The organism is Cellulosimicrobium sp. RS, assembly GCF_046159675.1.
Classification (GTDB): Bacteria; Actinomycetota; Actinomycetes; order Actinomycetales; family Cellulomonadaceae; genus Cellulosimicrobium; species Cellulosimicrobium funkei.
On sequence record NZ_JBJXVU010000006.1, the window covers coordinates 35,006 to 59,463 of the forward strand.

Below are 24,458 nucleotides of genomic sequence, written 5' to 3' on the forward strand. Positions count from 1 at the left end.
CGGCCCGACGCGCGGCTCAGCCGTCCGCGCCGGGCTCTGCCCCGCCGTCCGTGGCCGGGGCATCGCCCGCGTCGTCCGACGCCGGGCCCGCACCGAGGCGGTCGGCCACGGCGTCGGGCCCTCCGGCGAGGAGCGCGACGAAGCCCTCCTCGTCGAGGATCGGCAGCCCGAGGTCGCGCGCCTTGGTCTCCTTGGAGCCGGCGCTCGCCCCGACGACGACGTAGTCCGTCTTCTTCGAGACCGACCCGGACGCCTTGCCGCCCGCCGCGATGACGGCCTCCTTGGCGCCGTCGCGGCTGAACCCCTCGAGCGACCCCGTCACGACGACCGTCAGCCCGGCGAGCGGACCGGTCGGCTCCTGGCGCGCGCCGGGGCCGGGGTGGTCGGGGATCTCGAAGCGCACCCCGGCCGCCCGCCAGCGGTCGACGATCTCGACGTGCCAGCCGACGGTGAACCACTCGACGACCTGGTCGGCGATCACGGGCCCGACGCCCTCGACCGCGGCGAGCTCGTCGCGCGTCGCCGCCCGGATCGCGTCGAGCGAGCCGAACCAGTCCGCGAGGGCACGCGCCGCGACCGGGCCCACGTGCCGGATGTTCAGGCTGACGAGGATGCGCCAGAGGTCCTTCGTCTTCGCGAGCTCGAGCTCTTCCACGAGCTTCGTCGCGTTGGTCGACGCCTCGAAGAGGGGCTCCCCCGCCTCGATCGCCGCGCGCTCCGCGGCCTTCGACAGCTTGCGCTTCTTCCGGAACGGCCACACGGACTTCACGGTCGCGGTCGAGCCGTCGGGCATCGTGATCTCGGCCGGCTCGCCCGTGCCGTCGTACTCGCGCGGCAGCCCGGTCTCGGAGTCGCGCACGACGACCCGGATCGGGACGAGCTGCTCGACGCTCAGCTCGAACAGCCCGGCCTCCGTGCGCAGCGGCGGCTCGGCCGGCTCGAGCGGCTGCGTGAGCGCGGCCGCCGTCACCTCGCCGAGCACCTCGACGTCGAGGCCCCCGCGCGAACCGATGTGCTCGACGCGGCCGCGCACCTGGGCGGGGCACGACTCGGCGTTGGGGCAGCGCAGGTCGACGTCGCCCTCCTTCATGGGGCGCAGCGGCGTGCCGCACTCCGGGCAGTCCGCGGGCATGACGAAGTCCTCGCGCGGGTAGCCGTCGTCCGCGAGCGCCGCGACCGGGCCCAGGATCTCGGGGATGACGTCGCCCGCCTTGCGCAGCACCACCATGTCGCCGATGCGCACGCCCTTCGCGCGGACGACGTCCTGGTTGTGCAGTGTCGCCTGGCGCACCGTGCTGCCCGCGACCTTGACCGGCTCCATGACGGCGTACGGGGTCGCGCGGCCCGTGCGCCCGACGCCGACCTGGATCGCGAGGAGGCGCGTGTTGACCTCCTCGGGCGGGTACTTGTAGGCGATGGCCCACCGGGGCGCGCGGCTCGTGGCGCCGAGCCGCCGCTGGAGCGCGAGCTCGTCGACCTTGACGACGATCCCGTCGAGCTCGTGCTCGATGTCGTGCCGGTGCTCGCCGAAGTAGGCGATGCGGTCCATGACCTCGTCGAGCCCGTGCACGACCCGGTTGTGCGGCGACACCGGCACGCCCCACTGCTCGAACAGGGCGTAGGCGTCGGACTGCCGCGCGAGCTCGGCGTGCTCGCCTGCCTCCCACTGGAGCGCACCGACGCCGTGCGCGTACATGCGCAGGTTGCGGCTCGCGGTGACGGCCGGGTCCTTCTGGCGCAGCGACCCGGCCGCGGTGTTGCGCGGGTTCGCGTACGGCGCCTGGCCCGCGGCGACGAGCTTCTCGTTGAGCGCGGCGAAGTCCGCGACGCCCATGAACACCTCGCCGCGGATCTCGATGACGTCGGGGTGCGTCGCGGGGTCGCCGGCGAGGCGCTGCGGGATGCTCGGGATCGTCCGCACGTTGGCGGACACGTCCTCGCCCGTGCGCCCGTCGCCGCGCGTGGCGGCCCGCACCAGACGGCCCTTCTCGTAGAGCAGCGCGATGGCGAGGCCGTCAATCTTGACCTCGCACAGGTAGTCCACCTCGGCGTCCGCGGCCACGCCCAGGTCGCGGTGCACGCGCGCCGCCCACGCGGCGAGGTCCTCGGCGCTGAAGGCGTTGTCGAGCGAGAGCATGGGCTCGAGGTGCTGGACGGTCGCGAAGCCGGCCGCGGCCCGGCCGCCCACGCGCTGCGTGGGCGACTCGGGCGTCTGGAGGGCGGGGTGCGCGGCCTCGAGCGCCTGCAGCTCGTGCATCCGCGCGTCGTACTCCGCGTCGGACGAGACCGGCTGGTCCTCCTCGTAGTAGGCCCGCTGGTCGGCCTCGACCTGGGCGACGAGCTCGGCCCAGCGCCGCTGCGCCGCGGCCTCGTCCAGCTCGGCGGCGGACGACGCCGCGGGCGCGTCCTCGTCCGTCGGGGTCGGGGGGGTCGGCGCTGACGTCGCGGGGGTGCTCTCGCTCACCCGCACATCATCGCGCGGACCGCCCACATCCGCCGCCCCCGGACCGCACCCCGGCGGGCCCTCACCCCCAGCCGTGCGAGGCGTCCTCGTGCATCGGCGGGCACGTCCCGCCCGGCTCCGTCGCGGCCTCGAAGTGCCACATCTCGTTCGCGTACGTGCGGCACAGGCCGAACCGGGGGCCGTGCTCGCCGAGCCACAGTGCGCCGTCGGTCGGCCCGACGTCGATCGCGAGGCCCGCGACGTGCTCCGAGGTCTCGGGCGGGAGCACCCACCGGTGGGCCTCCTCGGGCGACCCGTAGCGCTCGAGCGCCGCCTCGACGAGCTGCTCCTGCTCCGCCGCGGTGCGCCACCCCGAGGTGAGCGTCAGCTCGACCCCTTCGGCGTCTGCGGCGGCCCGCGCCTCGTCGAAGCGGCGTTCGAGCTCGGGGTCCAGCCCGGTCGCGGTCTGGGGGCGCAGGGTGGGCGACGGGTCGGCGACGGCGTCGCCGTCGTGCGTCGTCACGGTGAGGTACGTGAGCGCGCCCGCCGCGCCGAGCGCGCCGACGGCGAGGACGCCGAGCACGGTGCGGGCGACGCGCCGCGGGCCGCGCGGGCCCGGGACGTGGCGGGCGGGCGGCGTGGGGCGCAGGGGTGTCGTGGTCATGGGACGAGGCTCGCCCGCGGCGACCTCGCGCCACATCGACCCGACGGCGACTCCTCGACCCCGCCGTGCGGTGCAGCCGGACGGGGAGCGTCCGCCCCCGGCCCGACGTCGTTCCGCCCTGGGGCGGAGGCGGCACGGTCCGGGTTCCCTCCCGGGGCGGTGCCGCGCACGACCCGCCCCGGCTACCGTTGACGCGTGCCCCAGCCGACCCGCCTGCCCGTGTGGGCGCAGGACCTCGCGACCGCGCTCGTCGCGGGCGCCGTGTGGTTCACCGTGGTCATGGTCATGGAGCGCGGCGACTACTGGTACCCGCGCTTCCCCGACTCGTACCGGGTCGCCGGGCTGGGGATCGTGCTCGCGCTCGCGCTGCGGCGCGTCGCGCCCGGCCCGCTGTTCTGGGGCACCGTCACGCTCTACCCGCTCGCGATCCCCTGGATCATGCAGACCCCGTTCGAGCTCGTGCCGCTCATGATCGCGGCCTTCGCGGCGACCCGGTCCGGGGCGGTGCCGCCGGTCCTGGCGACGGTCGGCGCCGGCCTCGCGGCGTTCGCGCTGCAGCTCGCGGGGCGCCCGGGCCTCGTCCTGCCTCCCCGGCCCTTCTTCGTCGAGGAGCTCTGGGTCGCGAACTCCCCCTCCGACGTCGTCCTCGCGCTCGCCCTCGTGCTCGTCGCGGTCGCCGCCGGGTACTTCTTCCGCCGCCTCGCCCTCACGTCCGAGAGCCTGCGCGAGCGCAACGCGGAGCTCCAGGAGCTCCAGGCCGAGCTCGCGGAGCGCGCCGTGCTCGCCGAGCGCACGCGGATCGCGCGCGAGCTGCACGACGTCGTCGCGCACCACATGTCGGCGATCGTCGTGCGCGCCCAGGCGGCGGACCGCGTCGCGGCGAACCGCCCGGACGCGCCGGCCGAGGCCGTGCGGTGGATCGCCGACGAGGGCAAGCAGGCGCTCACCGCGATGCGGTCCGTCGTGCAGGTGCTGCGCCGCGGCACCGAGGCCGACGGCGGCACCGCGGCCCTCGCCCCGACGCCCGACGGCGACCGGGCCGCGGACGAGCTACGCGCGGCCGCCCGCCGCCTGCGCGACGCCGGGCGCGCCGTCGACCTCACGCTCCCCGACCCGTGGCCCGCGACGAGCGCCGAGTCCGGCCTCGCCGTCGTCCGCATCGCCCAGGAGGCCCTGACCAACGTGCTGCTGCACTCCCTCGCCCACGACGTGACCGTGACGCTGACCGACCGTGCGGGCGACCTGCGCCTGCGCGTCCACGACCCCGGGCCGCCGCTGCCGAGCACCGACGGGCGGCAGGGGCACGGCCTGACCTCCATGCGCGAGCGCGCGCTCGCAGCCGGGGGCGCGCTGTCCGCCGGGCCGGACGGGCGCGGCGGCTGGACGGTCGAGGCGCGAGTCCCCCGGGCGGCGGCGTGAGCGCCCCCGGCACGGGCACGACGCCGGTCCGCGTCGTCGTCGTGGACGACCAGGCGACCATCCGGCTGGGCCTGCGCATGATCCTCGACAACGAGCCGGACGTCACGGTCGTCGGCGAGGCCGGGGACGGGGAGACGGCGGTCGCCATGGCGCGCGCCCTGCGCCCCGACGTCCTGCTCATGGACGTGCGCATGCCCCGGCTGGACGGCATCGAGGCGACCGCGCGCATCGTGGCCGACCCCGAGCTCGCGGCGGTGCGCACGCTCGTCCTCACGACGTTCGACGACGACGAGTACGTGTACGGCGCGCTGCGGGCGGGCGCCGCGGGGTTCCTCCTCAAGGACGCGGACCCGCAGTCGCTCGTCGACGCCGTGCACCGCGTCCACGCCGGCGACTCCCTGCTCGACCCGGCGGTCACGGGTCGCATCATCTCGACCTACGTCGAGCTCGCCCGGCAGGCGCCGCTCGCGGCCTCCGACGCCGTCGAGACCGGGTCCGCGGTCACCGGCCTCGACGCGGCGACCCCGCGCGAGCGCGAGGTCCTCCTCGCGGTCGCGCGCGGCCTGTCGAACCGCGAGATCGGGGCGGAGCTGCACCTCACCGAGGCGACCGTGAAGAGCCACGTGCGGTCGCTGCTCACCAAGGTCGGGCTGACGAACCGGGTGCAGCTCGTGATCCTCGCGTACGAGGCCGGGTTCGTGCGGCCGGGCGGCACGGCCTGAGCCCTGCTCACGCCTCCGGGGGCAGGCCCTCGACCGCGCGCCCGAACGCCTCGACGATGCGCCACATGTCGCCGAGCAGCACCTCGAGGCGCTGCTCGAACCCGTCGCCCACGTAGACCCACGTGTCGTGCGACCCGTCCCTGCGGTGGAGCGACACCACGAGCTCCGACGCCGACCGCTCGTCCCGGTGCACGCCGTCCGGCGACGCGTGCGCCGCGAGGGTCGTGGCGGGCACCGTGAGCTCCGGGCCGAGGTGCTTGCGGTCGTGCGGGTGGTCGCCCTCCTCGTGGACGGCCACGCACCACGGCGGGCAGTCGTCCACCTGCCAGGACGGCCTCCCGAGCGGCGAAGCCCACACTGCTGATCCCCCTGTCGTGCTGTCGAGCACGTCGGTCATGCCGATCACCTCCCCGGCGACGGGACCATGATGCCGGGGGCGTCCGACACGCCGGACCGCGCCGTTACGAAGGCGGTGGACGGAGGAGCGAGACGGGGTCGACGTCGAGCCGCTCGGCGAGCTTCTCGACCGAGCGAAGGGTCAGGTTGCGCTCCCCGCGCTCGACCCCGCCCATGTAGGTCCGGTGGACGCCGAGGAACTCGGCGAAGTCCTCCTGGCTCATCCCGCGGCCGACCCGGAGGGTCCGCAGGTTCTCACCCAGCGCGCGCTGCAGATCTCCTTGCACGCGTGCAACCGTCACCCAGCGCTACTCCTCGGTCTACAGACTTATCGGTATCACCCCGTTCTCGAACGACCCCCTCCCCCCGCTCCGCGAGGGGCGCCCGCGCGACGCGTGCTACTCATAGATAGCACACTGAGAGCCCTCCCGTCACACGACGGAGCCCGACGGCGGAAGGGGACTCGCGCCGTCGGGCTCCGGGTTTCGTGGGGCCGGGAAGGGTCAGCCGGCCGCCACGCTCCCGGCAGGCGGGGTCGCCGCCTGCCCGTCCTCGGTGCTCGCACCCTCGTGGGCCGCGAGACGCTCTGCCCGCACGACCTCGCGGCTGCTGCCGCGGTAGGCCGCGACGAGGATGTCGCGCATGTCCTCCAGGACCGGCATCCGCGGGTTCGCCGGGGCGCACTGGTCCTCGAACGACCGGAGCGCGAGGTCGTCCAGGCGGCTCATGAACGCCCGCTCGTCGACGCCCTGCGCGGCGAACGTCGCCTCGATGCCCACCTTGGCGCGCAGCTCCTCGACCGCCCTCGCGTACGACTCGACGCCCTCCTCCGGGGTGGAGGCCGGCAGCCCGAGGTGCTTCGCGATCTCCTGGAACCGCTCCGGGGCCACGTAGCGCTCGTACTTGGGCCAGCTCGTGAGCTTCGTGGGCACCTGGCCGTTGTAGCGGATCACGTGCGACAGGAGCACCGCGTTGGTGCGCCCGTGCACGAGGTGGAAGGTCGAGCCCACGGTGTGCGCCATGGCGTGCACGATGCCGAGCATCGCCGAGCCGAACGCCATGCCCGCGATGGTCGCCGCGTTGTGCATCTTCTCGCGGGCCTTCGGGGCCGCCGCGCCCTGCGTGACCGAGTCCTCGATGTGCTCGAAGACCATCTTGATCGCCTGCAGGCACAGCCCGTCGGTGAAGTCGTTCGCGTAGACGGAGACGAACGCCTCGGTCGCGTGCGTGAGGGCGTCGAAGCCCGAGTCGGCCGCGAGCTTCGCGGGCATGGTGTCCGTGAGCACGGGGTCGACGATGGCGACGGTCGGGGTGAGCGCGTAGTCCGCGAGCGGGTACTTGAAGCCCGTCTCCGGGTCGGTGATGACCGCGAACGGCGTCACCTCCGCGCCGGTGCCCGACGACGTCGGGATGCACACGAGCTTCGCCCTGCCCCCGAGCTCGGGGAACTTGTAGGCGCGCTTGCGCACGTCGAAGAACTTCTCCCGCATGTCGGAGAACTCGATCTCCGGGTGCTCGTACCGCAGCCACATGACCTTGGCGGCGTCCATCGGCGACCCGCCGCCGATCGCGATGATCGTGTCGGGCTCGAAGTCGCGCATCGACTCGGCGCCGCGGTTCACGGTGCCGACGCTCGGCTCCGGCTCGACCGCGTCGATGATCTGGATCGCGACCTTCTCCTCGCGGCGGGCGAGGACGTCGAGCACGCGGTCGACGACGCCGATGCGGCTCATGACCTTGTCGGTGACGATCGTGACGCGGTGCACGTCGCGCATCTGCGCGAGGTACTGGATCGAGTTCGGCTCGAAGTACGTCTTGGCCGGCACCTTGAACCACTGCATGTTGTTGTTGCGCCGCCCGATCCGCTTGACGTTGATGAGGTTGACCGCCGACACGTTGTTCGACACCGAGTTCGCGCCGTAGCTGCCGCAGCCGAGCGTGAGCGACGGGAGCAGCGCGTTGTAGATGTCGCCGATGCCGCCGAGCGACGTCGGGCTGTTCCACAGCACGCGCACGGCCTTCACGCGCGACCCGTACCGCTCGACGAGCGCCTCGTCGGACGTGTGGATCGCGGCCGAGTGGCCCAGGCCGTCGAGCTCGACCATGCGCTCCGCGAGGCGGACGCCGTGCTCGGTGTCGCGGGCCCGCAGGACGGCCAGGACGGGCGTGAGCTTCTCGCGGCTCAGGGGCTCGTCGGGGCCGACGTCGTCGATCTCCGCGAGGATGATCGACGTGTCGTCGGGGACCTCGAACCCGGCCTCGCGCGCGATCCACACCGGCGACTTGCCCACGACCTTCGGGTTGAGCTTCGCCCCGGCGCAGTTCGTGCCGTTCGCCTCGACCCCGAAGATGAGGCGCTCGAGCATCGCCTTCTCGGCGGGCGTCACCCGGTAGGCGTGCAGGCGGGCGAGCTCGCGCATCGCGTCGTCGTAGATCACGTCGTCGAGGATGAGCGCCTGCTCCGAGGCGCACACCATGCCGTTGTCGAACGCCTTCGACATGACCACGTCGTTGATCGCGCGGCCGAGGTCGGCGCTCTTCTCGACGTAGGCGGGGACGTTGCCGGCCCCGACGCCGAGCGCCGGCTTGCCGGCCGAGTAGGCCGCGCGGACCATGCCGTTGCCGCCCGTGGCGAGGATGAGCGCGACGCCGGGGTGGTGCATGAGCGTGCTGGTCGCCTCGATCGACGGGTGCTCGACCCACTGGATGCAGTCGTCGGGCGCGCCGGCCGCGACCGCGGCGTCGCGCACGATGCGGGCCGCCTCGACCGACGAGCGCTGCGCGCTCGGGTGGAACGCGAACACCACGGGGTTGCGCGTCTTGAGCGCGATGAGCGACTTGAAGATCGTGGTCGACGTCGGGTTCGTCACCGGCGTCACGGCGCACACGACGCCGACGGGCTCGGCGATCTCGACGACGCCCGTGAGCTCGTCGCGCCCGATGATGCCGACCGTCTTCAGGTTCGCCATCGAGTTGGGCACGTGCTCGCACGCGAAGATGTTCTTGGTCGCCTTGTCCTCGAAGACGCCGCGCCCGGTCTCGGCGACGGCCATCTGCGCGAGGTGGCCGTGCTGGTGCAGGCCGGCGACGGACGCCTTGAGGACGATCCGGTCGACGTCCTCCTGCGTGAGGCTCATGTACTGGTCGAGCGCCTTGCGGGCCCGCTCGACGAGGACGTCGATCTCGTGCGTCGTGCGGGTGTCCTCGGTGCGGTTCTCGACCTTCGTGCTGGCGCTCTTCGCGCTCATGCGTCCCCTCCGGTGCCCGACCTCGCCGGGCGTCGGCCGCGGGTGTGCCGGGGCCGGGATGCCCCGGCTCCTTCGGCGGTCTCTCTACTTGTGAAGGTTTTCACAAGCCGCGCGTCCCCACAAGGGTCCGGCCCCGATGCGGGCCAAAGGTCCCCGCCTCCTCGTGACCTCCGCACCGCGGCCAGCGCGCCGTAGGGTGGGTGACCATGACCGCCGAGCAGACGACGAGCCCCTCGCCCGCGACCGAGAGCCGCGCCGCGACCGACCGACCGGACGGCACCCCCCACGACCCGTACCTCTGGCTCGAGGACGTCGAGGGCGACGAGGCGCTGGCCTGGGTCCGCGCCCGCAACGCCGAGGTCGCCGACACGCTCGAGACCGCCGACGAGTTCGCCGCGACCGAGCGTGCGATCCGCGAGGTGCTCGACTCCGACGCGAAGATCCCCGAGGTCTCGAAGATCGGCGACCGGTACTACAACTTCTGGCGCGACGCGCAGCACGAGCGCGGCGTCTGGCGGCGCACGACGCTCGAGTCCTACCGCACCGACGACCCGGAGTGGGAGACCGTCCTCGACCTCGACGCGCTCGCCGCGGCCGAGGGCGAGTCGTGGGTCTGGCACGGCGCGAGCGTCCTGCGCCCGACGCCGGAGCAGCTCGCCGCGGGCGAGCCCTGGCGGCACGCGCTCGTCGAGCTCTCCCCCGGCGGCTCCGACGCCGACGTCACGCGCGAGTTCGACCTCGTGGAGAAGCTGTTCGTCGCGCCGCAGGACGGCGGCTTCCACCGCGCCGAGGCCAAGGGCTCGCTCGGCTGGATCGACGCCGACACCGTGTACGTCTTCACCGACTTCGGCGAGGGCACGCTCACGCCGTCCGGGTACCCGCGCGTGGTCAAGCGCTGGACGCGCGGCACCCCGCTCGACGCCGCGGTGACCGTCTACGAGGGCACCGACGAGGACATGTACATCTCCGCCTGGCGCTCGCACACGCCCGGGTTCGAGCGCGACTTCGTGCACCGCTCCAAGGCGTTCTACTCCGACGAGCTCTACCTCGCCGAGCGCACCGGCACGCCCGAGCAGCGCCTGACGAAGATCGACGTGCCCGACTCCGCCGAGGTCGGCGTGCGGCGCGAGTGGCTGCTCGTCGAGCTGCGCGACGACTGGACGGTCGGCGGCGCGACGTACCGCGCCGGGTCGCTCCTCGCGGCCCGGTTCGACGACTTCCTCGCGGGCGACCGCGGCTTCACCGTGCTCTTCGAGCCGACGGCGACGACGTCGCTCGCCGGCGCCACGTGGACGCGCCACCACCTCGTCGTCAACGTGCTCGACGACGTGAAGAACCGGCTGCACGTGCTGACGCCGCCGGACGCCGCCGCGCCCGGGGGCGCCGTCGGGCAGGAGGCCGCGGACGCGCCGTGGGTGCGCTCGGAGATCCCGGGCCTGCCCGCGCTGGGCACGGTCGCCGTCGGGGCGGTCGACCCCGTCGACACCGACGACCTCTGGCTCGTCACGACCGACTACCTCACGCCGACGACGCTCTCGCTCCTGTCGCTCGGCGAGCACCCGGGCGACGCGGGCGCGCCCGAGGTCGTCAAGTCCAACCCCGCGTTCTTCGACGCCGACGGCATGACGGTCGCGCAGCACTTCGCCACGTCCGACGACGGCACCCGCGTGCCGTACTTCGTCGTGGGCCGCGCGGACCTCGTCGCGGGGGCGGGCGAGGGCGGCAGCGGAACCGGTACCGCGCCCACGCTCCTGTACGGGTACGGCGGCTTCGAGATCTCGCTCACGCCCGCCTACTCCGGCGCGCTCGGCCGCGCGTGGCTGTCGCAGGGCGGCGTCTACGTCGTCGCGAACATCCGCGGCGGCGGCGAGTACGGGCCCGCGTGGCACCAGGCCGCGCTCAAGGCGAACCGGCACCGCGCCTACGAGGACTTCGCCGCCGTCGCGCGCGACCTCGTCGCCCGCGGGATCACCACGCCCGAGCACCTGGGGATGGAGGGCCGCTCCAACGGCGGCCTGCTCGCCGGCAACATGCTCACGCAGTACCCCGAGCTGTTCGGCGCCGTCATCGTCGGCGTGCCGCTGCTCGACATGCGCCGCTACACGAAGCTCCTCGCGGGGGCGTCGTGGGCCGCGGAGTACGGCGACCCGGACGACCCCGAGCAGTGGGAGTTCATCCGCACGTTCTCGCCGTACCACCTGTTCGACGCCGAGCGCGAGTACCCGCCCGTGCTGTTCACGACGTCGACGAAGGACGACCGCGTCCACCCGGGCCACGCGCGCAAGCTCGCCGCGAAGATGCTCGGCGAGGGCAAGGACGTCACGTACTACGAGAACATCGAGGGCGGCCACGGCGGCGCCGCGAACAACGCCCAGGCCGCGCACATGGCCGCGGTGCACTACCGCTTCCTCGCCGAGCGCCTCGGCTGACCGGGCGCTCCCGCCGGGCCGAGCAGGTGGTCCTGGCGCGTCCGCGAGACCGGACGCGCCAGGACCACCTGGTCGGCGAGGTGCGGGCGGGCCTCAGGAGTGCGGCACCGTCGCGGTGATGAGGGTGCCGTCCTCGCGGCGGTTGCCGGAGAGGGCGCGCAGGCTCGGGCGGCCCGGCCTGACCGGGCCCTGGCCGTCGAGCGCGACGCGCGCGACCTCGCCCGGGACGACCTTCACCTGCTCGCCCCGCACGACGACCTGCGCGCCGTCGCCGGTCTCGGCGTCGAGCTCGATCGCGTCGGGCAGCACGGTGACGCGCAGCCGCGAGCCGCGCCACTGCACGCGGAACGTGAGCGACTCCCACTCCTGGGGCAGGCGCGGGTCGAACGTGAGGTCGCCCTCCGAGTCGCGCATGCCGCCGAACCCGTACGCGAGCGCGGACCACGTGCCGCCCGCGGACGCGACGTGCACGCCGTCGGACGCGTTGGCGTGCAGGTTCGCGAGGTCGACGAAGATCGACGACACGAAGTACTCGAGCGCGAGCTCGTGGTACCCCACCTCGGCCGCGACGATGGACTGCACGACGCCCGAGAGCGTCGAGTCGCCCGTGGTCAACGGGTCGTAGTACTCGAAGTCGGCGAGCTTCTCCTCGGCGCTGAAGTGCTGCCCCTGGAGGAACAGCGCGAGCACGACGTCGGCCTGCTTGAGCACCTGGTAGCGGTAGATGACGAGCGGGTGGTAGTGCAGCAGGAGGGGCCGCTTGTCCTCGGGCGTGTGCGCGAGGTCCCAGATCTCGCGCTCGAGGAAGTGCGAGTCCTGCGGGTGGATGCCGATGCTCTCGGCGTACGGGATCGACATGTGGTCGGCCGCGCGGACCCACTCCGCGGCCTCGTACGCGCCGAGCGAGAGCCGGTCCACGAGACGCGCGTAGTCCTCGGGGTGGTCGGCCTTCATGCGCTCGACGACGTACGCCGCGGCGCGCAGGTTGAAGCGTGCCATGACGTTCGTGAAGAGGTTGTCGTTGACGACGGTCGTGTACTCGTCCGGCCCGGTGACGCCGTGGATGTGGAAGTTGTCGTCGCCGTTGGCACGCCAGAAGCCGAGGTCCTCCCACATGCGCGCCGTCTCGACGAGGATGTCCGCGGCCTCGCGGCGCAGGAAGTCCTCGTCGCCGGTCGCGCGCACGTACTGCACGAGCGCGTAGCTCACGTCGGCGTCGATGTGGTACTGCGCCGTCCCGGCCGCGTAGTAGGCGGACGCCTCCTCGCCGTTGATCGTGCGCCAGGGGAAGAGCGCGCCCTTCTGCGACAGCTCCGCGGCGCGGCGCCGGGCGGCGTCGAGCATCTGGTAGCGGAAGCGCAGCGCGTTGCGCGCGTACCGCGGGCTCGTGTACGTGAGGAACGGCAGGACGTAGATCTCGGTGTCCCAGAAGTAGTGCCCGCTGTACCCGGAGCCGGTGAGGCCCTTCGCGGGGACGCCGTTGCCCTCGGCACGGGCCGTGGCCTGCGCGAGCTGGAACAGGTTCCAGCGCACGGCCTGCTGGACGCCCGGCTGGCCGGGGATCTCGACGTCGGAGCGGGCCCAGAAGTCGTCGAGCCACTCGCGCTGGAGCGCGAGCTGGGCCTCGACGCCGGTCTCGCGCGCCCGGTCGAGCGTGCGCCGGCAGCGGTCGACGAGCTCGCGCGACGGCACGCCGCGCGACGTGTGGTACGCGACGAGCTTGGTGAGCCGGATCGGCCGCCCGGGCTCGGCGTGCACGCGGAACACGTGCTTCGCGAGGTCGTCCTCGGCGAGCGTGCGCACGTCCCACTCGTTCTCGGTCTCGAGCAGGTCGTCGGCCGCGACGGCGAGCGTCATGCCGGAGTTGGTGCAGCGGTAGGACAGCACGAGGCGCTCGTCGTCGCCGAACTGCGTCTGCGGCTGCAGCACGCGCCCGGTGAACTGGTTCGTCTTGCGCGGGTCGAAGCCCTCCCCCAGCGACGCGGACCGCACGTGGTACTCGTCCTGGCCGTCCTGGCGGTTGAGGATCTGGGACGAGATCGCGACGGGCGCGGCCGCGTCGAGGAGCGTGACCTCGAACGTCATGACCGCGAGGTGGCGCTCGACGAACGACACCATGCGCTGCGAGCGGATCTGCACGCGCTTGCCCGACGGCGTGCGCCACAGCAGCTCGCGCCGCAGGACGCCGTCCTGGAGGTCGAGCGAGCGCTCGTAGTCGATGAGGTCCGCGACGGGCAGCAGGAGGGGCTCGTCGTCCACGTAGAGGCGGATGACCTTGGCGTCCGGGACGTTGACGATCGTCTGCCCGACGCGCGCGAAGCCGTACGCCTCCTCCGCGTGCCGGATGGGCCACGTCTCGTGGAAGCCGTTGACGAACGTGCCGTGCGAGTGGGACTCGCGCCCCTCCTCGACGTTGCCGCGCATGCCGAGGTAGCCGTTCGCGACGGCGAACAACGTCTCGGTGACGCCCAGGTCCTCCGCGGAGAACTGCGACTCGACGAGCCGCCACGGGTCGGCCGGGAAACGCAGGCGGTCGACGGTGCCGCGCTCGTCGGCGGTCCGGCGGATCACGCGCCCGCCTCCTCGTCGGCGGGGCCGGTGACGGCGGGACGGGCGGCGTCGGCGGTCGCCGCGCGCGGACGGTCGAGGACCGTCGCGTCGAGCTCGCCGAGGTCGGCCACGACGACGTCGGCCCCGTGCGCGAGCAGCGCGTCCGCGCCCACCCCGCGGTCGACGCCGAGCACGAGCCCGAACCCGCCGGCCGCACCGGCCTGCACGCCCGACAGCGCGTCCTCTACGACGACGGCCTCCGCGGCGGGGACGTCCAGCAGCTGCGCCGCGTACAGGTACGTGTCCGGTGCGGGCTTGCCGGCGACGTGCTCGCGCGCCGCGACGTTCCCGTCCACGACGACCGCGAACCGGTGCGTGAGCCCGGCCGCCGCGAGGACGGCGGGCGTGTTGCGCGACGACGACACGACGGCGACCGCCGCGCCCGCCGCGGTCACGGCGTCGAGGAACCGGACCGAGCTCGGGTACGGCGCGATGCCCTCCTCGGCGAACATGCGGTTGACGATCTCGTCCTTGCGGTTGCCGAGCGCGCACACGGTGGACTCCCCCGGCGCGTCCGTGACCTCGCCGCGCGGCAGCGTGACGCCCCGCGACGCGAGGAACGTCGCGACGCCGTCGTACCGGGGCTTCCCGTCGATCGACGCGAAGTAGTCCGCGGCGGTGTACGGGGCGAGGCCGTGCGCGGCGCAGTAGGGCGCGAACAGCCGTTCCCAGGCGCGCATGTGGAGCTCGGCGGTCGGCGTGAGGACGCCGTCGAGGTCGAACAGCACGGCTCGCAGGACGGGCATGGAGATCCTTCGCGGTGGGGGGACGAGGGTCTGCGCCCGGCCGTTCCCGCGCCGTCCGGAGGCCGCGGGACGGCCGTCCGCACGTCGCCGTCGTGACCGTCGCGCGAGGTCAAGCGTACGCACCCGGAGCCGTGCGCGGAAAGCGCTCAGGGCGTGTCCGGGCGACGCTCAGGCGTGGGCGCGCTCGGCCAGGACGTCGGCGACGCGGCCGAGGTTCGCGAGCAGCGCGCGGTGCTCGTCGGGCGTGCCGGCGACCCCGCGACCGGGCCCGCCGCCGACGCCGGACCGCGGCGCACCGAGGAGCGTCACGTCGTCGAGCGCGGGCAGCCCGAGCCCGATGCGGCGCCACGGCACGCTGACGAGGTCGGCGAGCTCGCCCAGCGCCGGCCCGGCGCACTGCGAGACCTTCGCGGGCGGCAGCGCGGCCCAGAGGCGTACGCCCCGCTCGACCGCGCGCGCGACCGTCTCCCAGGACCGCTCGTCCCAGGCGCCGAGCGTCAGGCCGACCGCGTCGGCGCCCGCGAGGACGACAGGCGCGACGCCCACCCAGGCGGGGCCCACGTGGACGACCGTCGACGCGGACGCGGCGCGCGCGGCGTCGAGCACCGGGCGCAGCCCGTCCACGAGGTCCGGGCCGGGGACGGCGCGCAGGCGCGAGTAGCCCGAGAACGTGGGCAGCACGCCCGCGCCCACCTGCGCGAGCAGCGGCTCGTCCACCTGCACGACGACGTCCGCCCCCGGGACCTGACGGCGCACCTGCGCGACGTGCTCGGTCACGCCCGCGGCGAGCGCCTCGACGACCTCGCGCACCGCGCCGCGGTCGGACAACACGCGGTCGCCGCGCGCGAGGTACACCTCGGCGGCGAGCGTCCACGGCCCGGTGACCGTGACGGCGAGCGGCCCCGCGTACCCGGCGCCCGCGATGGTGAGCGCCTCCACGTCCTCGCGCAGGTACGCCTCCGCGCGGCGCAGGTCCGCGCCGCCGTGGTCCGCGAGCTTCCAGCCGTGGGGGCCGAGCTCGACGGGCAGCCCGGGCAGCAGCGCCGCCGTCCGCCCCGTCGCGTCGGCGCCGGGCCCGCGGCCCGGGAGCTGGACGAGGAACGGCACTCCCCGCACGCCCGTCGGCACGGCGGCGAGGTCGCCGAGCACCGTGAGCTGCGCCTCGAGGACGTCCGCGCCCTCTCCGCCGGGCCACGGCCCGAGCCCGCTCACCGCGGTCATGCCGCACCCCCGGGGGCCGCCTCGCGCGGGAGACCGCGCACCTCGTCACGAACCACGTGCCGTCCACCTCTCTCCAGGAGCACACCGGAACACCGAGCCGTGCCGCGACCCCGCCGGGGTCCGGGGGCCGCACGGCCGTCCCGCGGAAGGACCCCGCCATGGGCACGCACGAGAACAAGGCCGCCGCCGTCGCCGTGCACACGCACGCGATCCCGGGCAACCACGCCGACGCCGTCGCGGCGCTGCTCGCGCCGGGCTTCCGCAACCACGACGCGGCACCGGGCGGCGACGGCGGCGACGAGGGCCTCGTCGCGACCATGCACTGGTACGCGGACGCGTTCGAGGACCAGCACGTCGAGGTGCTGCACGCGGTCGCGGAGGGCGACCTCGTGGCGCTGCACGTCGAGCTCAGCGCGCGGCACACCGGCTACTTCCGCGGCGTCGCGCCGACGGGCCGCCGGTTCCGCGTCCGCGAGATGCACGTGCTCCGCTTCGCCGAGGGACGCGCGGCCGAGCACTGGTGCGTGCGCGACGAGTCGGCGCTCGTGCGGGCGCTCGCTCACCCGGCGGCCGTCGGCGTCGGCTGAGCCTCCGGCTCGCGCGGGGCGCCGGAGCCTCGCCCGGCCCGGTACGCCCGGTCGACCGTGCCCTGCCCCAGCACGCGCGTGCCGGCGTAGACGACGAGCGACTGACCGGCCGCGACGCCCCGGAGCGGCGTGCCCGTGAGCTCGACCTCGATCGACCCGTCGGGGACGGCGCGCACGCGCGCGGGGACGGGCGCACCGTGCGCACGCACCTGCACCTCGACGTCGGCCGCCTCGCCCACGGGCGGGCGCGCGTCGTCGAACCAGACGGCGGACCCCGCCTCGATCCGGTCGACGCTCAGCAGCTCGGCCGGGCCGACGACCACCCGGTTGCTCGCGGGCTGGACGTCGAGCACGTAGCGCGGGCGGCCGTCGGGCGCGGGGCGGTCGATCCCGAGCCCCTTGCGCTGCCCGACCGTGTACGCGTAGGCGCCCTCGTGCTCGCCGAGCACCGTGCCCTCCGCGTCGACGATCTCGCCCGGCCGCGCGCCGAGGCGCGCGCGCAGGAAGCCCTGGGTGTCGCCGTCGGCGACGAAGCAGATGTCGTAGGAGTCGGGCTTCGCGGAGACCGACAGGCCGCGCCGCGCGGCCTCGGCGCGGACCTCGTCCTTGGACGCGAAGCCGCCGAGCGGGAAGACCGCCCGCGCGAGCCGCTCGGGACCCATGACCGCGAGGACGTACGACTGGTCCTTCGCCGCGTTCGGGGAGCGGTGCAGCTCGCGCACCGTGCGCACCCCGTCCGGCGCGGACGCGTCGGGGACCTCGCGCGTCTCGACGCGCGCGTAGTGGCCCGTCGCGACGGCGTCGAACCCGAGCGCCGTCGCCTTGTCGAGCAGCGCCTCGAACTTGATGTGCTCGTTGCAGCGCACGCACGGGTTGGGCGTGCGCCCGGCCTCGTACTCCGCGAGGAAGTCGGCGACCACCGTGTCCTCGAACCGCTCGGAGAGGTCCCACACGTAGTACGGGATGCCGAGCACGTCGGCCGCGCGGCGCGCGTCCCCCGCGTCCTCGATCGAGCAGCACCCGCGCGAGCCGGTGCGGAACTGGTCGCGGTCGCGCGAGAGCGCCATGTGCACGCCGACCACCTCGTGCCCGGCCTCGACCGCGAGCGCCGCGGCGACGGCCGAGTCGACGCCGCCCGACATGGCGGCCAGGACCCTCACGCGGCGCCTCCCGTGCGGCTCGTGACGCGCGTGCGCGCCGGGCTCGACGCGAGGCCCGCGGCCCGGGCGCGCTCGACGGCTCGGGGCAGGGCGTCGAGGAGGCGCGCGACGTCGTCGCGCGTCGACGTCACGCCGAGCGAGAAGCGGAGGGCACCCCGCGCGTCCGCCTCGGGGACGCCCATGGCGAGCAGGACGTGCGACGGCTGCGGCACGCCGGCCTGGCACGCCGAGCCGGTCGAGGCCTGCACGCCCGCGGAGTCGAGCAGGTAGAGCAGGGAGTCGCCCTCGGCCCCGGGGAAGGTGAAGTGCGCGTTGCCGGGAAGCCGGACGACGTCGTCGTGCGCGCCGGGCTCGGGCCCGCTGAGGTCGGCGTCCGGGACGCGCTCGCGCACGCCCGCGACGAGCTCGTCGCGCAGCGCGGCGAGGTGCGCGGCCCGCTCGGCCCGGTGCGCGACCGCCTCGGTGACCGCGACGCCGAACGCGCGGATCGCGGGGGCGTCGAGCGTCCCCGAGCGCACGCCGCGCTCCTGGCCGCCGCCGTGCAGCACGGGCGTGAGCGGGGCGTCGCGCCGGGCGACGAGCGCGCCGACGCCGACCGGGCCGCCGAGCTTGTGCCCGGAGACGGTCATCGCGTCGAGGCCGCTCGCGGCGAAGTCGACCGGCACCTGCCCGACGGCCTGCACGGCGTCGGAGTGCACCGGGATGCCGTGCGGCCGCGCGAGCTGCACGACCTCCGGCACGGGCTGCAGCGTCCCCACCTCGTTGTTGGCCCACATGACGGAGATCAGGGCGATCTCGTCCGCGTGCTCGGCGATCTCGGCGCGCAGGGCGGCGAGGTCCACGCGCCCCTCGGCGTCCACGGGCAGCAGGACGATCTCGGCGCCCGCGTGCTCCGCCATCCAGAACGCGGGGTCGAGCACCGCGTGGTGCTCGACGGCGGACACGACGATGCGCCGCCGGCGCGGGTCGGTGGTGCGCCGGCCCCAGAACAGGCCCTTGACCGCGAGGTTGTCGGCCTCCGTGCCGCCCGCCGTGAAGACGACCTCGCTCGGTCGCGCGCCGAGCGCGGCGGCGACCGACTCGCGCGCCTCCTCGACCGTGCGCCGCGCGGCGCGCCCCGCGGCGTGCAGCGACGACGGGTTGCCCGTGCGGGTCAGCTCGTCGACGAACGCGTCGCGCGCCGCCGGGGACAGCGGCGTCGTGGCGGCGTGGTCGAGGTACGCCGTCACGGGGACGGGGGTCGGCCCGCCGTGCGCGCCGGGGCGGGCGCCGGTCGCGGGGCCGGGAGCAAGGGTCACGGTCACCCAGTCTACGAACCGCAGGGCCGCGCTCGTGGTCCGAGGGGTGGGCGGCGCTGGACATCCCGGCGGAAAGCGCTAGGTTGTGGGACATCTACGCCCGGCCGTCGCCGGGCGCTCGCCCGGTCGCAGGACCGCCGTCGCGCGCCACACGTCGCCGCGGGACGGGAACGTGCCGCGGGCGGGACCGTCCAGCCACCGACAGGGGAAGTGGCCTCTCGATGCCCGACGACGTCGCGCCGCCCGCCGTCGAGGCCGCCGGGGACGTCCCGGTCGCCTCGGGCGGCCGGCGCCTGCTCTGGGCCGACCTGCCGCTCGCGCTGCGCGACGAGCTGGAGGCGGTCGCCGGGGGCAGGGTCGTGCACGAGCGGTCGGTCCCGGCGGGGTTCAGCCCGGGGCTCGCGTCCGTCCTCACGCTCGACGACGGCAGCCGCCTCTTCGTCAAGGCCGCACGGACCGCCGACGAGCCCGTGGCCGCCGACCTGCACCGCGCCGAGGCGAAGGTCGCGACGCGGCTGCCCCGCGCGGTCCCGGCGCCGCGCTTCGCCTGGGGCCACGGCGACGGCGACTGGGTCGCGCTCGCGTACGAGGCGGTCGACGGGCGCTCGCCCGGCACGCCGTGGGACCCGCACGAGCTCGACCGCGTGCTCGCGGCGCTCGTCCGCGTCGCGTCCGTGCCCGGCGCCCGGGCGATGCGCCTGCCGCCGACCGGCCCCGACTTCGCCGACATGGCGACCGGCTGGCGGGCCCTGCGCGCGCACCCCGACCCCGGCCTCGCCACGCTCGTGCCCTGGGCCGCGGCGCACCTCGACGCGCTCGCTGAGGCCGAGCGCGGGGCGCTCGTCGCGTGCGAGGGCGAGTCGTTCGTGCACGGCGACCTGCGCGCCGACAACGTGCTGCTGACCCCGGAGAAGGTGTACCTCGTCGACTGGCCGTACGCGTCGCGCGGCGCCGCGTGGCTCGACCTCGCGATGCTCCTGCCGAGCGTCGTCATGCAGGGCGTCCGGGAGGTGTGCGAGCCCGTCACCGTGAGCGCCGACCCGGCGCGACGCGCACGCGGGGGCGCCTGGGCGGCTGCGACGTTCGCCGCGCACCCGCTCGGCCAGGACGTGCACCCCACGGACCTGCGCGCCGTCGTCGCGGGGATCGCCGGGTACTTCCTGCACTCCGCGCGGCAGCCCGCGATCCCGACCATCCCTCGCCTGCGACCGTTCCAGCGTGCCCAGGGCGTCGCGGCCGTCGCGTGGCTGGAGCAGCTCGGGCTCTGAGCGCGTGACGGCCCCGGCGCCGTCGTGGCGCCGGGGCCGTCGTGGCGTGGGGCCCGGGCGTCAGTCCTGCCAGACCTGCACGACCGCGGGCCGCGGCCCGGCGAAGGCTCCCGGCGGCACCGGGGCGCCCGGCGTGAGGTAGTCCGGGAAGTGCGACACCTGCGCGTCGAACGTCCCGTCCTCGCCGGGGTGCTGCACCGCGACGTAGACCATGCGGTCCGCCGAGTCCACGACGGGCCCGCACGTCTCGGCGCCGCGCGGCACCGAGAGGAACTGCTCGACCCGCCCGCGCTCGCGGCCGTCGAGCGTGACCTTGAACAGGCCGTCGCACTTCTGGATCGTGCTCGGCTGGCCGTCGGTCGAGATCCACAGGTTGCCCTCGGCGTCGAACGCGAGGTTGTCCGGGCACGAGATCGGGGAGACCTTCTCCTTCGGGTAGCCCGAGAAGTAGGTGGAGGTGTTCGTCGCGGGGTCGCCCGCGACGAGCAGCAGGTTCCAGCGGAAGGTCAGCGACGCGGCGTCGTCGCGGTCCTCGACGATCTCCACGACGTGCCCGTCGCGGTTGGTGTTGCGCGGGTTCGGCTCGGTCGCGGCCTCGGCCGCCGCCGGCCCGCGCGCGGTGTTGTTGGTGCACGCGACGTAGACGCGACCCGTGACCGGGTTGGGCTCGACGTCCTCGGGGCGGTCCATCTTCGTCGCCCCGACCTTGTCGGCCGCGACGCGCGTGTAGACGAGCACCTCCTCGACGCTCATGCCCTCGACCTCGCTGCGCCCGTCGACGACGAGCGGGACCCACTCGCCCCGGCCGTCGAACGCGCCGTCGGACGGCACCGCGCCCGAGCCGTCGATCTCGGACGCCGGCGAGTCGCCGCGGAACCGCGCGACGTACAGCGAGCCCTCGGTGAGCAGCGTCTTGTTGTGGCGGCGCGCGCCCTCGCTGTTCCCCGGGCGCATCGTGCGCGACGAGACGAACTTGTACACGTAGTCGAAGCGCTCGTCGTCGCCCATGTACGCGACCGCGTTCCCCCGGCGCGAGAGGATCACGTTGGCGCCCTCGTGCTTGAACCGGCCGAGCGCGGTGTGCTTCACCGGCGGCTCGTCGGGCGCGTACGGGTCGATCTCGACGATCCAGCCGAACCGGTTCGGCTCGTTCTCGTACCCGGGGTTGCGGGCGTCGAACCGCGGGTCGTCGAGCTCCCACCCGTACCCGGTCGCGGCGTCGCGCAGGCCGTAGCGCGCGTCGTGACCCGTGCCCGACGTGCGGAAGTAGCCGTTGTAGTTCTCCTCGCCCGAGAGCACGGTGCCCCACGGGGTCGTGCCGCCCGCGCAGTTGTTGAGCGTGCCGAGCACGCGCGTGCCCGACGGGTCGGCGACCGTCCTGACGAGGTCCGACCCCGCGACGGGCCCGGTGAAGCGGAACTCGGTCGTCAGGTGCACGCGGCGGTTGTACCGGCTGTCGGCCACGTAGTCCCACGGCGTCCCGGTCCGACGACGGCGCACCTCGACGACGGACATGCCGTGCGCCGCGCGCTCGATCGCGCGGCGGGTCGGGGCGTCGTACGAGGCGTCGAACATGATCGCCGGGTTCGTGTACTCGTGGTTCGCGACGAGCAGCCCGCGCGTCCCCCGGCCCGGCCCCTTGCCCGCGCCACGGCCGCCGGCGAGGGCGTGCTGGCGCTCGAACGGCAGGATGTCGAGGTAGTCGTTGTTGTAGCCGAACTGCCGCGCCTGCTGCTCCGGGGTCTGGCGCGAGACGTCGAACGGCGCACCGCCGCGCAGGATCGGGTCGCCCCAGCGGATCACCGGGCGCCACCGGTAACCCTCGGGGACGACGAGCGCGTCGCGCGTCGCGGGCTGGGGCGAGATCGCGCCGAACGCGAGGCCCTTCTGCGGGCGGCCACCACCATGGCCGCCGTGCGCCACGACGCCCTGGGCGGCGGCGGGCGGCGCGGCGACGGTCTGCGCGCCGAGCACGACGGCCGCGGCTCCCACCGCGAGCCCGCCGAGCAGCGCGCGGCGCGACAGCGCGCCCGCGACCACGTCGCGGAACGTCTCGTTCGCGCTCTCGTTGGGGACCGGGTGCGAGCACGCGTCCGCGCACTTCAGCCGGCAGGTGACGGGGCTGCGCTTGCCGCGCGCGTGCGGCGCGACGGAGAGCAGGGGGCGATGCTCAGGGGCAGGCGTGATCGTCATCGGTCGTCTCCACGGGTCGGGGGGCCTCCCCGTCACCGAGGAGTCGGCCCGACGCTAGGAACGATCGATGACCGGCCGGCCACCGCCCGGAGGACACCGGGTGAACTCTCGGCGCCGGCCGGGTGCTCAGCCCTGCGACGCCCGGTGCTCGCGCAGCACCTCGGCCGCCTGCGGCAACACGTCCGCGAGGTCGCCCACGACCGCGAAGTCCGAGATCTCGAACAGCGGGCACTCCGGGTCGTTGTTCACCGCGACGATCACCTGCGAGGCCTGCATGCCGCCGCGGTGGTGCGGAGCGCCCGAGATGCCCGCGCCGATGTACAGGCGGGGCGCCACGGTGACGCCCGTCTGCCCGACGAACTGGTCGTGCCAGCCCTCGTAGACGGCGTCGCGCGTCGCGCCCACGGCGGCGCCGAGCGCGTCGGCGAGCTCGACCACGGGGCCGAAGTCGCCGTTCGTGCCACGGCCCCCGGCCACGACGATCGCGGCCTCCCCGAGCGCGGGGCGCCCCGCGCCCGCGGACGCGTCGACCGTGCGGGACACGACGCGCGCCGCGGTCGCCGCCGGCGTCAGCTCGACGCGCAGCGCCTCGACCTCGGTCGCGACGGCGGCGTCCGCCGGCTGCGGCACGACCGAGTTCGCGCGGAGCGTCAGCACCGCCGGGTCGGTGAGGATCTCGCTGCGCACGTCCCACGAGCCCGCGAAGACGCGCTTGTCGGCCACGAGGTGGGTGCCGTCGTCGTGCAGCGCGGAGGCGTCGACGACGAGGCCGGCGCCCGTGAGGAACGCGAGGCGCGCCGCGGCCTCCTTGTTCGGGAACGACGACGTCAGCAGGACGGCGTCGGCGTGCGACGCGCGCGCGGCGGCGGCGAGGACCTCGGCGACGACGGGCGTCAGGTGCAGCGCGTCGCCGGTGACGACCTCCCCGCCCGACGACGGCTCAGCCTGGCGCACGAGCGCGACGCCGTGCGCGCCGAGCTGGGCGAGGACGCCGACGCTCGGCGCCTCGAGCGCGACGGCCTCCACGCGCCCCAGCGCGCGGCCGAGGGTGATCAGCTCCAGCACGGGCGTCCGCAGCTCGGTGGCCGCGGAGTCGAGGAGGACGAGGACGGTACGGGCCCCGGGGGTGCTCATGTGCGGACGCCTCTCAGACCAGGTCGTTGCGGATGAGGAACTCGGCGAGGGCGCGGCCGCCCTCGCCCTTGTCGACGACGATCTCGGCGTCGGGGCGCGGCGGCCGCGGCGACGCGTCGAGCACGCGCGTGCGGGCTCCGGCGTCGCCGACGAGCGCGGCGTCGACGCCGAGGTCGGCGAGGCTCCACGCCTCCACGGGGCGCGTGCGCGCCGCCATGATGAGCTTGAAGTTGGGCATGCGCGGGTCGTTCGCGTGGTCGGTGACCGACACGACGGCGGGCAGCGGCGCCTCGAGGACCTCCTCGACGCCGTCGAGCTCGCGCGTGACGCGCGCGGTGCGCGCGCCCGGCTCGCCCTCGACCTCGAGCTTCCCGGCCAGCGTGAGCTGCGGCAGGCCGAGCTCGGCCGACAGGAGCGCCGGGACGACGGAGCCCAGGCCGTCGAGCGCGGCCATGCCCGTGACGACGACGTCCACCGGGGCCTCGTCCGCGAGGCGGCGCACCGCGGCGGCGAGCACGCGCGCGGTGCCGAAGTAGTCGGAGCCCGCGATCGCGTCGTCGCTCACGCGCACGCCGCGGTCCGCGCCGAGCTGGAACGAGCGGCGCACGGCGCCGTCGGCGTCCGGCCCCGCGACGGTGAGCACGACCACCTCGCTGGTCTCGCGCTCCGCCTCCGGCAGCGCCTCCTTGAGGCGCAGCGCGGCCTCGACCGCGTTCTCGTCGAGCTCGTTGAGCGTGCCCTCGTCGGCCCGGCGCACCACGCGGCCGTCCTCGAAGCCCCGGTCGGCGTGGATGTCCGGGACGTACTTCACGGCGACGACGATCCGCATCGGCTGCTCTCCCTGTGCGCTGGGCGGTCGGCCGGAGAGGTACCCGGCCCGCTCCGCCGAAGCCTACCGGCGGGCGACCGGAGGAGCCGGT

The 24,458-nt window shown here is 74.9% G+C and carries 18 protein-coding genes; 5 read left to right on the forward strand and 13 right to left on the reverse strand.

What is annotated here, in order from left to right; genetic code table 11:
• Nucleotides 1–16: 16 nt before the first annotated feature.
• Together ligA and ACI769_RS10605 are read right to left on the reverse strand one after the other, a co-directional pair.
• Nucleotides 17–2,464, reverse strand: coding sequence for an NAD-dependent DNA ligase LigA (gene ligA / locus ACI769_RS10600; RefSeq protein ID WP_085387588.1), 2,448 nt, complete (start codon nucleotides 2,462–2,464; stop codon nucleotides 17–19).
• 61 nt (nucleotides 2,465–2,525) lie between these two features.
• Entirely contained in the window at nucleotides 2,526–3,107 is a 582-nt protein-coding gene (locus ACI769_RS10605) for a M15 family metallopeptidase (RefSeq protein WP_081896044.1), read from the reverse strand.
• A 195-nt stretch (nucleotides 3,108–3,302) separates the two neighbouring features.
• Here ACI769_RS10605 and ACI769_RS10610 point away from each other — a divergent pair, with 195 nt between their 5' ends.
• Both ACI769_RS10610 and ACI769_RS10615 read left to right on the forward strand, forming a co-directional pair.
• A complete protein-coding gene (locus ACI769_RS10610) occupies nucleotides 3,303–4,526 on the forward strand; it encodes a sensor histidine kinase (protein WP_085387587.1) in 1,224 nt (407 codons plus the stop codon).
• A complete protein-coding gene (locus ACI769_RS10615; protein WP_031315413.1) occupies nucleotides 4,523–5,248 on the forward strand; it encodes a response regulator transcription factor in 726 nt (241 codons plus the stop codon). The genes ACI769_RS10610 and ACI769_RS10615 overlap by 4 nt, the downstream gene beginning before the upstream one ends.
• Nucleotides 5,249–5,255: 7 nt before the next feature.
• Here the strand turns inward: ACI769_RS10615 and ACI769_RS10620 are convergent, their stop codons facing one another.
• The 3 genes from ACI769_RS10620 to adhE form a co-directional block, all read right to left on the reverse strand.
• A complete protein-coding gene (locus ACI769_RS10620; RefSeq protein WP_128957449.1) occupies nucleotides 5,256–5,645 on the reverse strand; it encodes a DUF6907 domain-containing protein in 390 nt (129 codons plus the stop codon).
• Between the two features lie 64 nt (nucleotides 5,646–5,709).
• Complete coding sequence (locus ACI769_RS10625; protein ID WP_031315411.1) at nucleotides 5,710–5,931, reverse strand: helix-turn-helix domain-containing protein; 222 nt, start codon at nucleotides 5,929–5,931, stop codon at nucleotides 5,710–5,712.
• 216 nt (nucleotides 5,932–6,147) lie between these two features.
• Nucleotides 6,148–8,892 (reverse strand): bifunctional acetaldehyde-CoA/alcohol dehydrogenase, encoded by a 2,745-nt coding sequence (adhE, locus tag ACI769_RS10630; RefSeq protein WP_085387585.1) that lies wholly within the window; start codon nucleotides 8,890–8,892, stop codon nucleotides 6,148–6,150.
• Between the two features lie 206 nt (nucleotides 8,893–9,098).
• Between adhE and ACI769_RS10635 the strand changes: the two genes are divergently transcribed.
• Nucleotides 9,099–11,321 (forward strand): prolyl oligopeptidase family protein, encoded by a 2,223-nt coding sequence (locus ACI769_RS10635; RefSeq protein ID WP_043656201.1) that lies wholly within the window; start codon nucleotides 9,099–9,101, stop codon nucleotides 11,319–11,321.
• A 93-nt stretch (nucleotides 11,322–11,414) separates the two neighbouring features.
• Here ACI769_RS10635 and ACI769_RS10640 read toward each other — a convergent pair whose 3' ends face one another.
• The 3 genes from ACI769_RS10640 to ACI769_RS10650 all read right to left on the reverse strand — a co-directional run bounded on the left by ACI769_RS10640 (nucleotide 11,415) and on the right by ACI769_RS10650 (nucleotide 15,898).
• The gene (locus ACI769_RS10640; RefSeq protein WP_043656207.1) at nucleotides 11,415–13,892 is read right to left on the reverse strand and encodes a glycoside hydrolase family 65 protein; all 2,478 of its coding nucleotides are present in this window, start codon (nucleotides 13,890–13,892) and stop codon (nucleotides 11,415–11,417) included.
• Nucleotides 13,889–14,677: an HAD family phosphatase gene (locus ACI769_RS10645; RefSeq protein ID WP_085387584.1), complete on the reverse strand. Its 789-nt coding sequence runs from the start codon at nucleotides 14,675–14,677 to the stop codon at nucleotides 13,889–13,891. The genes ACI769_RS10640 and ACI769_RS10645 overlap by 4 nt, the downstream gene beginning before the upstream one ends.
• Nucleotides 14,678–14,845: 168 nt before the next feature.
• Nucleotides 14,846–15,898 (reverse strand): hypothetical protein, encoded by a 1,053-nt coding sequence (locus tag ACI769_RS10650; RefSeq protein ID WP_085387583.1) that lies wholly within the window; start codon nucleotides 15,896–15,898, stop codon nucleotides 14,846–14,848.
• A gap of 158 nt (nucleotides 15,899–16,056) precedes the next feature.
• On the opposite strand from ACI769_RS10650, the gene ACI769_RS10655 reads away from it, so the two are divergent.
• Nucleotides 16,057–16,485 carry an ester cyclase gene (locus ACI769_RS10655; RefSeq protein ID WP_085387582.1) on the forward strand — a complete coding sequence of 143 codons (429 nt, stop codon included), beginning with the start codon at nucleotides 16,057–16,059 and terminating at the stop codon, nucleotides 16,483–16,485.
• On the opposite strand, the gene mnmA is transcribed toward ACI769_RS10655, so the two are convergent.
• The gene (mnmA, locus tag ACI769_RS10660) at nucleotides 16,458–17,645 is read right to left on the reverse strand and encodes a tRNA 2-thiouridine(34) synthase MnmA (protein WP_085387581.1); all 1,188 of its coding nucleotides are present in this window, start codon (nucleotides 17,643–17,645) and stop codon (nucleotides 16,458–16,460) included. The two genes, ACI769_RS10655 and mnmA, sit on opposite strands and share 28 nt — an antisense overlap.
• Nucleotides 17,642–18,874 (reverse strand): cysteine desulfurase family protein, encoded by a 1,233-nt coding sequence (locus tag ACI769_RS10665; protein WP_085388703.1) that lies wholly within the window; start codon nucleotides 18,872–18,874, stop codon nucleotides 17,642–17,644. Before ACI769_RS10665 ends, mnmA begins: the two co-directional genes overlap by 4 nt.
• Before the next feature lie 290 nt (nucleotides 18,875–19,164).
• Between ACI769_RS10665 and ACI769_RS10670 the strand changes: the two genes are divergently transcribed.
• Nucleotides 19,165–20,211, forward strand: coding sequence for an aminoglycoside phosphotransferase family protein (locus ACI769_RS10670; RefSeq protein ID WP_085387580.1), 1,047 nt, complete (start codon nucleotides 19,165–19,167; stop codon nucleotides 20,209–20,211).
• A 60-nt stretch (nucleotides 20,212–20,271) separates the two neighbouring features.
• Here the strand turns inward: ACI769_RS10670 and ACI769_RS10675 are convergent, their stop codons facing one another.
• From ACI769_RS10675 to ACI769_RS10685, 3 genes are all read right to left on the reverse strand, one after another.
• Nucleotides 20,272–22,404, reverse strand: a complete 2,133-nt coding sequence (locus tag ACI769_RS10675; protein WP_409141567.1) for a PhoX family protein — start codon at nucleotides 22,402–22,404, stop codon at nucleotides 20,272–20,274.
• 126 nt (nucleotides 22,405–22,530) lie between these two features.
• Nucleotides 22,531–23,538, reverse strand: coding sequence for an electron transfer flavoprotein subunit alpha/FixB family protein (locus ACI769_RS10680; RefSeq protein WP_085387578.1), 1,008 nt, complete (start codon nucleotides 23,536–23,538; stop codon nucleotides 22,531–22,533).
• Between the two features lie 13 nt (nucleotides 23,539–23,551).
• Entirely contained in the window at nucleotides 23,552–24,367 is an 816-nt protein-coding gene (locus ACI769_RS10685; RefSeq protein WP_034655378.1) for an electron transfer flavoprotein subunit beta/FixA family protein, read from the reverse strand.
• Nucleotides 24,368–24,458: the final 91 nt, after the last annotated feature.

Excerpts from the sequence above, each read along its gene's own strand:
- ACI769_RS10685 (WP_034655378.1), bottom strand. The coding sequence starts at position 24,367 with ATGCGGATCGTCGTCGCCGTGAAGTACGTCCCGGACATCCACGCCGAC.
- adhE (WP_085387585.1), bottom strand. The coding sequence starts at position 8,892 with ATGAGCGCGAAGAGCGCCAGCACGAAGGTCGAGAACCGCACCGAGGAC.
- ACI769_RS10620 (WP_128957449.1), bottom strand. The coding sequence starts at position 5,645 with ATGACCGACGTGCTCGACAGCACGACAGGGGGATCAGCAGTGTGGGCT.
- ACI769_RS10655 (WP_085387582.1), top strand. The coding sequence starts at position 16,057 with ATGGGCACGCACGAGAACAAGGCCGCCGCCGTCGCCGTGCACACGCAC.
- ACI769_RS10670 (WP_085387580.1), top strand. The coding sequence starts at position 19,165 with ATGCCCGACGACGTCGCGCCGCCCGCCGTCGAGGCCGCCGGGGACGTC.
- ACI769_RS10680 (WP_085387578.1), bottom strand. The coding sequence starts at position 23,538 with ATGAGCACCCCCGGGGCCCGTACCGTCCTCGTCCTCCTCGACTCCGCG.
- ACI769_RS10650 (WP_085387583.1), bottom strand. The coding sequence starts at position 15,898 with ATGACCGCGGTGAGCGGGCTCGGGCCGTGGCCCGGCGGAGAGGGCGCG.
- ACI769_RS10675 (WP_409141567.1), bottom strand. The coding sequence starts at position 22,404 with ATGACGATCACGCCTGCCCCTGAGCATCGCCCCCTGCTCTCCGTCGCG.
- ACI769_RS10605 (WP_081896044.1), bottom strand. The coding sequence starts at position 3,107 with ATGACCACGACACCCCTGCGCCCCACGCCGCCCGCCCGCCACGTCCCG.
- ACI769_RS10645 (WP_085387584.1), bottom strand. The coding sequence starts at position 14,677 with ATGCCCGTCCTGCGAGCCGTGCTGTTCGACCTCGACGGCGTCCTCACG.
- ACI769_RS10635 (WP_043656201.1), top strand. The coding sequence starts at position 9,099 with ATGACCGCCGAGCAGACGACGAGCCCCTCGCCCGCGACCGAGAGCCGC.